This is a genomic window from Serratia sp. TMDUHS_CL (assembly GCF_037137105.1).
Taxonomy (GTDB): Bacteria; Pseudomonadota; Gammaproteobacteria; order Enterobacterales; family Enterobacteriaceae; genus Serratia; species Serratia nevei.
On sequence record NZ_JBBBDV010000002.1, the window covers coordinates 330,492 to 343,588 of the forward strand.

Here is a 13,097-nt window from a genome sequence, read left to right on the forward strand (position 1 = left end):
CGCCACACGGCAACCCGCCAAATGAAAGTCGAACGTTCTATTTCAACACTGTAATATTTTTGTCATATCCACCGCCCTTCAATCGCGTTGGGCAGCGGCGATCAATGGTCAATTAATAAACTCAGCATTGTCGCTTTCCAATCCTGAACAGATCTCCATTTTATGTTCGCGCAAGATCTTGCAGCGCAGCAGGAATAAGCGGGAAATGCCGGAAATGTAAGCCCTGACCTGATTGCTGCGCACCACCAGCAAAAACTCATCGCCGCTGCATTCTCCCGTTTGGTGCGCGGCGTAAGCCAGAATGTCCCGATTCAGGCTGGCGTTGACCGTCGCCGAGGCATCAGGCAACGACATGAAAACCTTACAGTTGCCCGACTTTCCCAGGTAGCTCTCCTGCCGGGCCCCCGAGCCGCTGAAATAGGCCGTGACAGCAATAGCCATGAGGATCCCCCCCAGAACCATCGCGCTGAACATCAGCCACCCACGGCGGGAATAACCAAGATGAGAAGAGGCCCCGTCGATGACGGTGTCGGACGCCGGATTGACCGTCGCTGCGGCCGCAGATCCCGGCACAGCCGCGGCAGGCTCCGCGTCGTGAATATCTTCCGCGTCCTCATAAGACTCGATGGTAATCTCATCACGCAACATAAAGCCCACTTTAGGAACCGTAACAATGACCTCATCCTCGACGCCAAGGTTTTTAATCACCCGACGCAATTTGCTGACGCACTGATTAAGATTATTATTGCTGGACACCATGCCGTAATCGTCCCAGACCTTCTTGAATATCAGTTCACGCCCTACGGCCTCGCCATGGTGGGCAATCAACAGCAACAACAACCGTTTGGAAGGACTGGATATGGATATGGGATCGTCAGAAAAATCTGTTGGGCTAAGGGTTCTGGTGTCTGCGTCAAAGAGAATATGGTCATTAAATCTATATTTCATTTTATTCACATGTTTTCACTATAGCGATCATTTATAGTTTGGCGTCAAATGTTAATGAAATATTAAATAAATATTTAATCAGGTAATTCGCGAAAATACCCAAGCACAGGCAAGAAAAACCACTCAATTAACGCCACGAAATACGCTTTGTCACCTCACCATCGTTTATATAGGATTTTTCTTGCAAACCATAACCAAAGGTTAACCAATCACCTCATTCATTGATATATTGACGCGACAAAAACCACAAAGTTAGTTTTTTGTGTCGCAAATTATCAATTTTAAGGAAAATCATCTCAAAAAAAGACCGCAGAACTAAATTTTAATAAAAAAATAATAACACGTGAATGTTGAGCGTAATCACAGACCGCAGTCCATCCGCATTAGCCCGATGAATTAACGCGTTTGCCGCGTCGCAAATGTTAAATTTTAGGTTCAGCCAAGGCGGTGGGAAACAATAATGAAAGGAAAAACTTACGAATGGCGCCTGTCGCGTTTTCCGCAACAGGCGAAAACATTCGCGGTAGCTCATTGAACTGATGAGGGGAATATCAGGCTAAAGGTCAAGCAAGCAGAACCCCGGCCATCGGAACACTGCGCGCGAACTTCACCGCCGTGCAGCGTCATGATGGCGCGCACGATAGACAGCCCCAGCCCACTGGCATGATTGCCGGCGCTGCGCGCGGGATCGGCGCGATAGAAGCGATCGAACAGCTTTTCCAGCTGTGCCGGCGCGATCGGCGGCCCCTGATTGATAACCTGTACCCACCAGGCATCGGCGCGCCGTTCAGCCCGCAGGACGATCCGGCTGTTCTCGTCGGCATAACGTACCGCGTTAGCCACCAGGTTGCTCAACGCGCGCTGGAACAGCATCGCGTCCGCCTTCAGCGTTCCCTCACCTGCGCAGCTCAGCGCGATGCCGCGTTCTTCCGCCAGCCCCTCGAAATAATCCGCCACCCGCCGCAGCTCCAGCGCCACATCCAGCCGACTGTAGTTCAGCGCAGACTGCGCCTCGCCGGCGCGCGCCAGGAACAGGATATTTTCCACCATGCGGGAAATGCGCTCCAGCTCATCCATATTGTTCGACAGCAGGGTTTCGTACTCCTCCACGCTGCGGGGCTGGTAAAGCGCCACCTGACACTGGCCCATCAACGCCCCTACCGGAGTGCGGATCTCATGGGCCAGATCGGCGGAAAACTGCGTCAGCCGCTGATAGCCTTCATTCAACCGATCGAGCATCGCATTGAACGAACGGGTCAGCTGCTGCAACTCCTTCGGCGCCCCCTGCTCGCTCAGGCGTGTCGACAGCGTATTGGGTGCAATCTGCGACGCCTGCGCCGCCATGCGCCATAACGGCTTTAATCCTCGGCGCATGACCCCATACCCCAGGAGCGCAATCAGCAGGAAAGCCACCGCCACCGCCGCGACGATGCGCCACAGGTAGCGCGCCAGCATCTTCTGTTCGTTGACCATCACGTGCGCGGCGGAGATCTGCAACAGGCTGCCGTCTTCCAGACGCACCATCGCGGAAGCCGCGCGCAGCGGCACCCCCTGCGACGTTTCCCCGCCGCGCACGGCGGCCAACGTCTGCGCCTGGCCGGCCGGCGTCGGCGCGATCGGCGGCAATGCCACCCCGGCCGGGTTCACGTTGATGAGCGGTTTTTGTCCCGGAATTTGGAAAATCAGCACGTCCTGTTCATTGCCCAGCATGTTTTCAAACAGGCCGTTATTGGCGGTCAGGCGCGCCAAAGGAAAGCGCTGCCCCAGCAAATGGCGGAAATACTCCACGCGCCCGGTCACCTGCAGATCGCTGCGCAGCGTCATTTCCTGGCGCATGGCGCTATACAGATACCCGCCCGTCCCGCTCACCACCAACGCGGCCACCAGCGCGAACAGCGTGGCGGTGCGCAGCGTCAGCGATACCGGCCGACGTGACGTGCGCCCGCTCACGAGCGTGGCTCGCAAACATAGCCGATGCCGCGCACGCTGTGGATCAGCTTGACGTCGAACGGCCGGTCTATTTTGGCGCGCAGGCGTTTGATGGCCACGTCAACCACATTGGTGTCGCTGTCAAAATTCATGTCCCACACCTGAGAGGCTATTTGCGTGCGCGACAGCACTTCGCCCTCGCGCCGCACCAGCAGATGCAGCAGCATGAACTCCTTGTTGGTCAACGGGATCACCTGATCCTGGCGCACCGCCCGGCGGCGCAACACGTCCAGCTGCAGATCGGCGATGGCGTAATGATCGGCTTCGCGCGCCGGCCCGCGGCGCAGCAAGGTGCGCAAACGCAGTACCAGTTCGGTAAACGAAAACGGTTTAATCAGATAATCGTCCGCGCCCAGTTCCAGGCCGTGGATGCGATCCTGCACGCCGTCGCGGGCGGTGAGAAACAGAATCGGCACGTCGCTTTTCTTGCGCAGCACCTCGATAATCTGCCAGCCATCCAGCCCCGGCAGCATCACATCGAGCACGATCGCATCGTAATCCTGCTCCAACGCGCGAAACAGCCCGTCGGTGCCGTTGCGCGCCAAATCGACGCCGTACCCCGCTTCCCCCAGCCCTTTCTTCAGGTAATCCCCTGTGCCGATATCGTCTTCAACTACCAGTATTCGCATGCTCGCCACCTCGTTACGTCTGCAAAAATACTAGCAGCTTCGGCGGACAAACTTGATGACATTAATGTCATCAAACGGCCATGGCGCTGACCCAATGGCTCAACCATGCTTAACCGGCAAACTTATTTCAGGAGAACGTTATGATTACTCGTCATCGTATAGCCGGTTTACTGTTATCCACCTTGCTGCTGTCCAGCGGCCTGGCCGCCGCCGCCCAAACGCCGGGCAAAGTCATCGCGCCGCTGCGCGGCACCATCAGCCAGGTGGCCGACGGCAATCTGCAGCTGACCGATCGCAAAGGCGAGACACTCAGCGTCAAGCTGAACGATCAGACCAAAGTGCTCAGCGTGTCCAAAGCCACGCTGGACGACATCAAACCGGACAGCTTTATCGGCACCGCCGCCGTGCCGCAGCCGGACGGCACGCTCAAAGCGCTGGAGGTGCACGTATTCGCCGCCAGCCTGCGCGGCACCGGCGAAGGGCACTCGGCCTGGGAATCCGCCGACGGCAAAGTGGACACCATGACCAACGGCACCGTCGGCAAACTGGTGAAATCCAACGGCCGTACCCTGACCGTCACCTACGGCAACCAGCAGAAAACCGTCGTCGTGCCGGAAGACGTGCCGATCGTGACGCTGGATCCGGGCGATTTGAGCCTGCTGAAACCGGGCGTGCACATCGTGCTGTTCTCCGCCGTCAACGATAAGGGCGAGCGCATCGCCACCCGCATTTCCGCCGGCAAAGACGGCACCGTGCCGCCGATGTAACCGGAGAAAACCATGAAAACCAACGCGTCGCGGCCGGTGCATCGCTGGCCGGTTCGAATCACTCATTGGATCAACCTGTTCGCCATGGTGTGCATGTTCATGAGCGGTTGGGAGATCTATAACGCCTCGCCGATGTTCGATTTCCGCTTTCCGCCACAGATGACGCTGGGCGGTTGGCTGGGCGGCGCGATTGGTTGGCATTTGGCGGTGATGTGGCTGTTGGCGCTCAACGCCGTCTGCTATTTGCTGTGGAGCCTGTTCAGCGGCCATTTTCGCCGCGATCTGTTGCCGCTGCGCGTCGGCGCGCTGCGGCAGGATATCTGGCTGGCGTTGACGCTGCGCCTGCGCCACCGGCATGGCCACTACAACGCCATTCAGAAGCTGATGTACCTCGGCGTACTGGCGCTGGGCCTGTTGCTGGTGCTGTCCGGCCTGGCGATCTGGAAGCCGGTTCAGCTGCAGGGATTGGTCGCCCTGTTTGGCGGCTTCGATTTCGCGCGCTACGTGCATTTCTTCGCCATGGCCGGCATCGGCCTGTTCGTGGCGATCCACGTCTTTATGGTGATCATCGTGCCCAAAACGCTGTGGGCGATGATAACGGGTGGCAAACATGAATGAGAAAAAGCCGCGGGCAACCGCGCCAAAACTGGAACCGGACCAAAAAAAGCAGTTGGTCAATCTGCAGCGCCGCCTGATGCTGCGTTCCGGCCTGACGCTGGGTGGTATCGCCATGCTCACCGGTTGCAACCTGCAAGACGGCGATCGGGTGGATAAGGTGCTGTGGGCCATGTCGCGCTGGAACGACCGGGTGCAGGCCTGGCTGTTCAGCGGCCAGCGGCTGGCGCAAACTTACCGGCCCGATCAGATTACCCACCCTTTCCCCTTCAACGCGTTTTACCCGGAATACAACGTCCCCGAGATCGATCTCGCCGGCTACCGGCTTGAGGTCGCCGGGAAAGTGGAGAAAAAAGCCCCCTGGACGCTGGAACAGCTGCAGCGGCTGCCGCAGCAAAGCCAGATCACGCGTCTGATCTGCATTGAGGGCTGGAGCGCGATCGGCCAATGGGGCGGCGTGCCGCTACGCACCTTTCTGCAGCACGTCGGCGCGGATCTCAATGCCGGTTACGTCGGCTTCAAATGCGCCGATCGCTACTACTCCAGCCTCGACATGGCCACCGCGCTGCACCCGCAGACCATCCTGGCGCTGGATTTCGGCGGCAAGGCGCTGCCGGCGGACTATGGCTACCCGCTGCGGCTGCGGGTGCCAACCAAACTGGGGTTCAAAAACGCCAAACATATCGCCGCGATCTTCGTCAGCGACGTCAATCCGGGCGGGTATTGGGAAGATCAGGGCTACAACTGGTTCAGCGGCATTTAGTTTTGCGCGGCGCTGCGCATAAGCCTCATCGGCGGCTGGCGGATCTTCTCCGCCGCGGTTAATAATCTGTTCGTCACAACGGGGGTAACTATAGGAAAAATAATAGTAAAAAGGATTTTATCATGGAGATTGATGTGAGGGAGATCAATGCACGACCTGTCACGGAATATAGGTACCGAATAACGGTTTTTAAAAAAGCCAGCAGCGTTGCTGCATATTACCTTGATTTTAAAAAAGCGACGTTAAGGATGCGTCAATGGCTTATTGGGGCTTATCCTGCCTCGGAAGTATTGGACAATGCTTACGTCATGGAACTGTACGATGTAAGGGCGTTGGAAACCCGCGCCGAAGTAACCAAATCCTTATTTGATACCTATACCAGGATGGCATACACCCGAGATGAACGAGAACAGCTATTCATTAATGGCATCGGCCAGGCGATCGTCACTTTTGTGGCGCAATATCAAGCGAGATTGGTTTTCAGCGTACCGCTCAGGCCAGCGTTAGCCAGAATTTATGACTCGCTCTTGAAAAAACATGCGCATCGCGTACATTATTTGTACAACCAAGGGCTTATTGAGGACGGATTATATGTCATCGAAATACCGCCTGTTAACGGCAGAATCCCACCCAACTCCTATGAGCATAAAGGAACGGCACCAAAGAGAAATGCAAACCTTCCACGAAGAATGGGCTGAACAAAGGCGCCGCGAATGGCGTGAACGCGGCGGTGCTGAAGCCAGTGAAGCGCCCGCCAGTGGCATCGATAGCGAACTTTCATCCTGATTCCGGTTCGTATTTCCTCTTCCCCTGCCGTCAGCAACCCAAGCCCCGCCTACTCGATGGCCTCTTGTGCGGCGGCGGCTGGCCCCAAGACCTGGACGAAGCTGACCACCCTGCTCGGTCTTGAGCGGCTTTCTGTTCACCCGGCCGTTGTGGCTGGCGATGTGATTTCTCTGGCATACTGAACGCCGTTGTTTTTCATCGCCTTTCACCCTGTGCAGGAGCAGCAACATGACCGTAATCAACACCGCGCCAACGCTTATCACCGAACGTCTGCGGCTGGACGCGCACACGCTGGACGACTTCGAGTCGCTGGCCGCATTGTGGGCCGATCCGCAGGTGGTACGCTACATCGGCGGCACGCCGCGCGACCGGGAGGACTCCTGGGGGCGCCTGATGCGCTACGTCGGCCACTGGGCGCTGTTGGGATACGGGTATTGGGCGGTGCGTGACAAACTGAGCGGCGAGTACCTCGGCAGCATCGGCTTTTCCAACTTCCTGCGCGACATCACCCCGGCGCTCGACGCACCGGAAATGGGCTGGACGCTGGTGAGCTCGGCGCAGGGCAAAGGCTACGCCACCGAGGCACTGCGGGCGGCGCTGGCCTGGGGTAAAACGCACCTGCCGGGCGAGAAAACCGTCTGCATCATCTCGCCGGAAAACCAGGCTTCGCTGGGGCTGGCGAAAAAGGTCGGTTTCTGCGAAAGCCACCGCAGCGAGTATCACCAGAGCCCGATCGTCGTGATGTACTGCCCGCTTTGAAAGCCTAAGCGCGTTGCACCGCCAACGCCGTCTGAATGAAGTTGTCCCGCAGCGCGTCCGCGCGCTGCGGATCCCAGGCGATACCGACCTGCCACTCCGTCTCTTCGCCGCTCAGCGGCAGAATGTCGATGCCAACCGGCGCGATGTGCGTGATGCTGTGCGGCAGCAGCGCGACGCCAACGCCGGCGGCGACCAGCGCCAGCAGCGTCTGGATATCGCCGGCCTGCTGCACCACGTTCGGCGTCAACCGGTGAGCGGCGATAAACCGCAGCGACTGATCGCTCAGCCCGCGCCCGCGTTTCGGCGTCAGCTGCAACAGCGGCAGCTGATTGAAACGCGCCATCAGGTCGTCGGCCCGCAGCGCCAGCGCGCCCGGCGCGGCCAGCACCAGCCGGTCGCTCAGCAATGCCACGCCGCACAGCGGCGTAGTGACCGGTAAGCGCACGAACCCCGCCTGCAAATCGCCCTGCAGCAACAGCTGATACTGCCGCTCCGACGGCATGTCCTCCAGCCCAATGACCACCTCGGGAAAACGCTGGCGAAAGGCGGCCACCAGCTGCGGCGCCAGATGAAAACTGGAGAGGCCAAATCCCAGCGCCAGCCGCCCCGCTTCCCCGAGCGCTACCCGCCGGGCGCGCCGCTGAAACTGCTGGTACTGTTCCACCAGCGCCTGCGCCTCCGGGTAGAGCCGCTGCCCACCGGCGGTGAGCACCGCCCCCTGTCGGCCACGCTCGAACAGCCGAACGCCGAGCTGGGTTTCCAGCGCTTGAATCTGCTTGCTCAGCGCCGGTTGGCTGATGCACAGCAGGCTCGCCGCCTGCCGATAGTTGCCCTGTTCGGCCAGCGCCACCAGGGCGCGCAGTTGTTTTATATCCATTCCATCAGGTTATCGAATAGGGAATTTAATTGATTATACAGTAATCAATCCACCTGCTGTAATCAACGCAGACCCCAACCGGAGAGACACCATGACCCCTTCACTTCGCGCCGCCACGGTGCAATTCCAGCATCGCGCCAACGATAAGAATTACAACCTGTCGACCATGGAACGCTTTATCACGGAGGCGGCCGAGCAGCAGATACAGCTGCTGGCCTTCCCGGAAATGTGCATCACCGGCTATTGGCACGTGCGCCATCTGTCCGACGCCGAGGTGCGCGCGCTGGCGGAGCCGATCGCGAGCAGCCCTTCTCTGGCGCGCATTCGCCCGCTGGCGGAGCGTTACAACATGGCGATCGGCGTCGGGCTGATCGAGCTAGGCGACGACGGCCGTTGCTACAACGCCTATGCCGTTTGTCTGCCGGACGGCGAGCTACATGTGCACCGTAAACTGCACGCCTTCGAACACCCGGCTATCGCCAGCGGCGACCGCTACACGGTGTTCGATACCCCCTGGGGCGTGCGCGTGGGCGTCTTGATCTGCTGGGACAACAATCTAGTGGAGAATGTGCGCGCCACGGCGCTGCTGGGTGCGGAGGTGTTGATCGCCCCGCACCAGACCGGCGGCACCCATTCGCGCAGCCCGCACGGCATGAAGCCGATCCCGCAGACGCTGTGGCAACGGCGTGCGGAAGATCCGCAGGCGATAGAAGCCGCCTTTCGCGGCGAACACGGCCGCGGCTGGCTGATGCGCTGGCTACCGTCGCGCGCTCACGACAACGGGCTGTTCTTGCTGTTCAGCAACGGCGTGGGCCGCGATGACGATGAGATACGCACCGGCAACGCGATGATCCTCGATCCTTACGGCCGCATCGTGGCAGAGACCTGGGCGGCGGAAGACCGGATGGTCAGCGCCGAACTCGATCTGACGCTGATCCCGCTCAGCACTGGCCGTCGCTGGATTTACGGACGCCGCCCCGAGCTGTACGGGCTATTGACCGAACCACAAGGCTATGAGCGCGATGCCCGCAGCGCACGCTTTTCAACGCAGCCGACGGGGCGCGGCGGCCGATAACAGATAAAAAAAATCCGCCCGGAGGCGGATTTTTTATCGGTGCGGCAAAATCTGCCGCAGGTTCATGCCCGCAGGCACGAACACACTTAGAAGCGGTAGCCTACGCCAACGTTCCAGGTGCCAACGTCAACGCTACGAATGCGGTTCTGCTCGTAACCGACATCCAGGGCAACGTTCTCGATTGGGTTGAACTGCAGACCGGCACCGTAGGTGAAGCCGTAGTCAGCGGTGTCGTGACGAGAAGTACCGTTCTGAGCGTTGGTAGTGAATTTACCGTAACCCAGGCCAACCAGACCGTAGATGCTCGCCCAGTCATTGATGCGGTATGCTGGACCGGCAGAGATAGAGTTGTACTGAGCTTTGTTGTAGAAACCGTCCTGAGAACCGTCCTTTTCCAGGTGGGTAAAGGAACCGATTACGCCCAGTGGGTTATTGTCGAACTCGTAACGGTATTTCAGGTTGAAACCGTCGGCCTTGTTAGCAACGCCTTGGAAATCACCCTGCGCATAGCCAGCGGATACGGTGCTCTGACCAGCGAATGCGGTACCTGCGCTAACTGCTAATACGCAAGCTGCTACTGCGGAAAGACATGCAATTTTTTTCATAACCACCTCAAACGCGTTTTATTATTAAGTACATCCATTTGTTCATGCTTTGAAAATATAACAAAAATTAGCGTGAAACTCTGCCTTGAAATGAGTGTCTAATGCTTTATATCGTGTAACAGAAGATTTCAAGAACAGTGTATCTTCTTCTTTTCGCTCTATTTTCGGCCGTATTCTACGGCTTTCTGTGACAAAAATCACCTATTTAATATCCAGATAATTCTTAAGAAAAAGCGCACTTTTTGACCAAATCCGCCACATCTCATCCGAGGATCGGCGGATTTCACCGCGATGCGCGCTTTTCTCAGACAGATTTTCGCATTTCATTTACACTGCTCGCATCCCCGTTTCGACCGTTTTCTCAAGGCTGAGGAACGGCGCATAAAAGGCCCGTTAAGGATGTCGTTACCTACTTCCGGCAGAGCGCCCTCCGCGCTGCTGCCTATCTGTCTGTTAATCATCGCCATGGTGTCTATCCAGAGCGGTGCCTCGTTGGCCAAAAGTCTGTTCCCGATCGTGGGCGCGGAAGGCATCACCACGCTGCGCCTTTTCATCGGCACCCTGATTTTGTTCATCATCTTCCGCCCGTGGCGCATGCGCCTCGCCGCCGGCAGCCGCTTGCCGCTGCTGATTTACGGCCTGTCGCTCGGCGCGATGAACTACCTGTTCTACCTGTCGCTGCGCACCGTGCCGCTCGGCATCGCCGTGGCGCTGGAGTTTACCGGCCCGCTGGCGGTGGCCATGTTCTCCTCGCGGCGGCCGATCGACTTCCTCTGGGTGGCATTGGCGATCGCCGGGCTGTGGTTCCTGCTGCCGCTCGGCCACGGCGTGGGGGGGATCGATCCGTTCGGTGCCGCCTGCGCGCTCGGCGCCGGCGCCTGCTGGGCGGTCTATATCATCTTCGGCCAGAAGGCCGGCGGCGATCACGGCCCCGGCACGGTGGCACTCGGTTCGCTGATCGCCGCGCTGGTGTTCTGCCCGATCGGCGCCTGGCAAACCGGCAGCGTGCTGTTCAACCTCGATATTCTGCCGGTGGCGCTGGCGGTAGCGATCCTCTCCACCGCGCTGCCTTATTCACTGGAGATCATCGCGCTGCCCAAAATCCCGGCGCGCACCTTCGGCACCTTAATGAGCCTGGAACCGGCAATGGCGGCGCTGTCCGGCATGCTGTTCCTCGGCGAACACCTGAGCGGCGTGCAATGGCTGGCGCTGGCGGCCATCATCGCCGCCTCCATGGGCTCCGCCCTGACCATCCGCCCTAAACCGCGCCTCGAAAGCCTTTCCTGATCGCTAACCCGCCTACCGACCGCAACGCCGGAATGCAGGCGGGTTAACTGTTTTCCTCGTGACAAGTCGGCATACTTCCCCTTAGCCTGTACCGCAGGCACTTTGGACTTTCGCTCACATGGAGAATAACAGTGATTCACAACAGCCTGTTCAACCCACGCTTCGGCCGCGGACTCGCGCCGGCGCTGGTTGCAACCCTGACCGAGTTGCGTCGATGCGACCTGCCCGAACTGGCCCCAGGCCATCACCCGATCGACGGCGATAACATCTTTATGGATGTCATGACGCTGACCACTACGCCGGCGGCGCAGAAGCGCGCCGAGATGCATCAGGAGTACATCGCGCTCCATCTGCTGATCAGCGGTGAAGAGCGCATCGAATACGGTCTGGCGGGCGACGGGCATCGCGAACAGCCCCACGCAGAAAATAGCGACCTTCTGCTGCTGGACATCAAACGCCATCCGCAAACGCTGCACATGACGCACGGCATGTTCGCGATCTTTTTCCAAATGGAGCCGCACAAAACCGGCTGCCTGTGGCAGCGGCCGCAGCACATCAAGAAAGCGGTGGTGAGGATCCATCACCGCCTGCTGCTGTGACCCTGCGGCAACGCCCGTAAAAAATCGGCGGCCTGGCGGGGAGAACGCAAGCGTATGAAGCAGCGCCCGGCGCCGGCCATTTCCGCCAGGTATTTTCGCCGATTTTTGGCGTAGGTGCGGATCGTCCAAAGTACGATCGACTCGCGGCTGAAGAAAGAACGGCGAAAACTTTCCCGGTTGCCGGTGCCCGGCCACAGCTCACGTTTGCTGGCCGCGCGTCGGCACGCGCGGCGCACGGCTTGCCACAGCGTGCGCCCGAAACCGTAGTCCAGCCACAGGATATAGTCGACCTCGCGCCACTTGATCGGCTGCGTGCGGCTGTAGTTGCCGTCCAGCACCCAGCCTTCGCCCGCTTCGGCCAGCGCCTGCTCAAGCCGCGCCAGGAATGCGTCATCGGGCGTTCCCTGCCACTCGGGCCGCCAATAGAGCCTGTCCATCTCGATATAGGGCACGTCAAGCCGTTCCGCCAGTTGACGCGCCAGGGTGCTTTTACCGCTGCCGCTGGTGCCGACGACGTTAATTTTCATCACTCGCCACTCATAGAGAGGGGATAATCTCCCTACTGTAACTGCATCAATTACGGCTATCAATCTGAATAGGCTTAAAATTAACACCGCGATAACAAAGTGGATATTCTTCTGAGGCCGGCATGCTCAATGAAAATAAAATAACAGGGATAAACCGTCACTGCGGTAAATAATAAATCTGCAACAAAAAATAAAAAAACCAATAAAAATCAATTTCATTAATCAAAAACAAAAGCCACATTAAAATATTGCCATTAGGCTAATCCTATTTGTGCAATAGCCATTTTCGTACGGCAAAAATAAATACCCCTGCTATAATTGATCCCGTAACGAAATAGGACAACGACTAATCAAGAGGATATCTGATATGAGTACCGCTAAACTGGTGAAAACGAAATCTTCTGATCTGCTGTATACCCGTAACGATCTGGACGAAAAAGTCAAACTAGCCGCCATCAAGGCGCTGAACCATCAGGTCGTGCAATTTATCGATCTTTCGCTGATCACCAAACAGGCGCACTGGAACATGCGCGGCGCGAACTTCATCGCGGTCCATGAAATGCTGGACGGCTTCCGCACCGCCATCATCGAGCATCAGGACACCTTCGCCGAGCGCGTGGTGCAGTTGGGCGGCGTCGCACTGGGCACCGTACAGGTGGTCAACGATCGCACACCGCTGAAAAGCTATCCGACCAATATCCACAGCGTGCAGGAGCACCTGAAGGCGCTGGCCGATCGCTACGGCGCGGTAGCGAATGACATCCGCAAGGCGATTACCGAAGTGGAAGACGAAGACACCGCCGACATGTTCACCGCCGCCTCGCGCGATCTGGACAAGTTCCTGTGGTTTATCGAATCCAATATCGAATAA

The 13,097-nt window shown here is 58.2% G+C and carries 15 protein-coding genes; 9 read left to right on the plus strand and 6 right to left on the minus strand.

What is annotated here, in order from left to right; translation table 11 throughout:
- Positions 1-108: 108 nt before the first annotated feature.
- The 3 genes from WCL58_RS05245 to WCL58_RS05255 form a co-directional block, all read right to left on the minus strand.
- On the minus strand, positions 109-948 hold the full coding sequence (locus tag WCL58_RS05245; RefSeq protein ID WP_180548285.1) for a winged helix-turn-helix domain-containing protein: 840 nt from the start codon (positions 946-948) through the stop codon (positions 109-111).
- A 528-nt stretch (positions 949-1,476) separates the two neighbouring features.
- Positions 1,477-2,898: a heavy metal sensor histidine kinase gene (locus tag WCL58_RS05250; protein WP_336850672.1), complete on the minus strand. Its 1,422-nt coding sequence runs from the start codon at positions 2,896-2,898 to the stop codon at positions 1,477-1,479.
- Positions 2,895-3,566, minus strand: coding sequence for a heavy metal response regulator transcription factor (locus tag WCL58_RS05255; protein ID WP_033650568.1), 672 nt, complete (start codon positions 3,564-3,566; stop codon positions 2,895-2,897). Before WCL58_RS05255 ends, WCL58_RS05250 begins: the two co-directional genes overlap by 4 nt.
- 140 nt (positions 3,567-3,706) lie before the next feature.
- Between WCL58_RS05255 and WCL58_RS05260 the strand changes: the two genes are divergently transcribed.
- The 5 genes from WCL58_RS05260 (at position 3,707) to WCL58_RS05280 (ending at position 7,256) form a co-directional block, all read left to right on the plus strand.
- On the plus strand, positions 3,707-4,333 hold the full coding sequence (locus WCL58_RS05260; RefSeq protein ID WP_060421289.1) for a hypothetical protein: 627 nt from the start codon (positions 3,707-3,709) through the stop codon (positions 4,331-4,333).
- Positions 4,334-4,345: 12 nt separating this feature from the next.
- Complete coding sequence (locus tag WCL58_RS05265; protein WP_336850673.1) at positions 4,346-4,951, plus strand: cytochrome b/b6 domain-containing protein; 606 nt, start codon at positions 4,346-4,348, stop codon at positions 4,949-4,951.
- Positions 4,944-5,711, plus strand: a complete 768-nt coding sequence (locus WCL58_RS05270; protein ID WP_004939173.1) for a molybdopterin-dependent oxidoreductase — start codon at positions 4,944-4,946, stop codon at positions 5,709-5,711. Before WCL58_RS05265 ends, WCL58_RS05270 begins: the two co-directional genes overlap by 8 nt.
- Positions 5,712-5,833: 122 nt before the next feature.
- Positions 5,834-6,409, plus strand: coding sequence for a hypothetical protein (locus WCL58_RS05275; protein ID WP_197794242.1), 576 nt, complete (start codon positions 5,834-5,836; stop codon positions 6,407-6,409).
- A 316-nt stretch (positions 6,410-6,725) separates the two neighbouring features.
- Entirely contained in the window at positions 6,726-7,256 is a 531-nt protein-coding gene (locus tag WCL58_RS05280) for a GNAT family N-acetyltransferase (RefSeq protein WP_197786283.1), read from the plus strand.
- Positions 7,257-7,260: 4 nt separating this feature from the next.
- Here the strand turns inward: WCL58_RS05280 and WCL58_RS05285 are convergent, their stop codons facing one another.
- Positions 7,261-8,133, minus strand: coding sequence for a LysR family transcriptional regulator (locus tag WCL58_RS05285; RefSeq protein WP_336850675.1), 873 nt, complete (start codon positions 8,131-8,133; stop codon positions 7,261-7,263).
- 91 nt (positions 8,134-8,224) lie between these two features.
- Between WCL58_RS05285 and WCL58_RS05290 the strand changes: the two genes are divergently transcribed.
- Positions 8,225-9,208 carry a nitrilase family protein gene (locus WCL58_RS05290; protein ID WP_336850676.1) on the plus strand — a complete coding sequence of 328 codons (984 nt, stop codon included), beginning with the start codon at positions 8,225-8,227 and terminating at the stop codon, positions 9,206-9,208.
- An 86-nt stretch (positions 9,209-9,294) separates the two neighbouring features.
- Here WCL58_RS05290 and ompX read toward each other — a convergent pair whose 3' ends face one another.
- Positions 9,295-9,813, minus strand: coding sequence for an outer membrane protein OmpX (gene ompX / locus WCL58_RS05295; RefSeq protein ID WP_019454480.1), 519 nt, complete (start codon positions 9,811-9,813; stop codon positions 9,295-9,297).
- A gap of 399 nt (positions 9,814-10,212) precedes the next feature.
- Here ompX and rhtA point away from each other — a divergent pair, with 399 nt between their 5' ends.
- On the plus strand, positions 10,213-11,100 hold the full coding sequence (gene rhtA, locus WCL58_RS05300) for a threonine/homoserine exporter RhtA (protein WP_038880488.1): 888 nt from the start codon (positions 10,213-10,215) through the stop codon (positions 11,098-11,100).
- Positions 11,101-11,231: 131 nt separating this feature from the next.
- Positions 11,232-11,699: an N-acetylneuraminate anomerase gene (gene nanQ / locus WCL58_RS05305; RefSeq protein ID WP_336850678.1), complete on the plus strand. Its 468-nt coding sequence runs from the start codon at positions 11,232-11,234 to the stop codon at positions 11,697-11,699.
- Here the strand turns inward: nanQ and WCL58_RS05310 are convergent.
- Positions 11,681-12,226: an AAA family ATPase gene (locus WCL58_RS05310; protein WP_060421270.1), complete on the minus strand. Its 546-nt coding sequence runs from the start codon at positions 12,224-12,226 to the stop codon at positions 11,681-11,683. The two genes, nanQ and WCL58_RS05310, sit on opposite strands and share 19 nt — an antisense overlap.
- Before the next feature lie 367 nt (positions 12,227-12,593).
- Here WCL58_RS05310 and dps point away from each other — a divergent pair, with 367 nt between their 5' ends.
- Complete coding sequence (dps, locus tag WCL58_RS05315) at positions 12,594-13,097, plus strand: DNA starvation/stationary phase protection protein Dps (RefSeq protein WP_004939215.1); 504 nt, start codon at positions 12,594-12,596, stop codon at positions 13,095-13,097.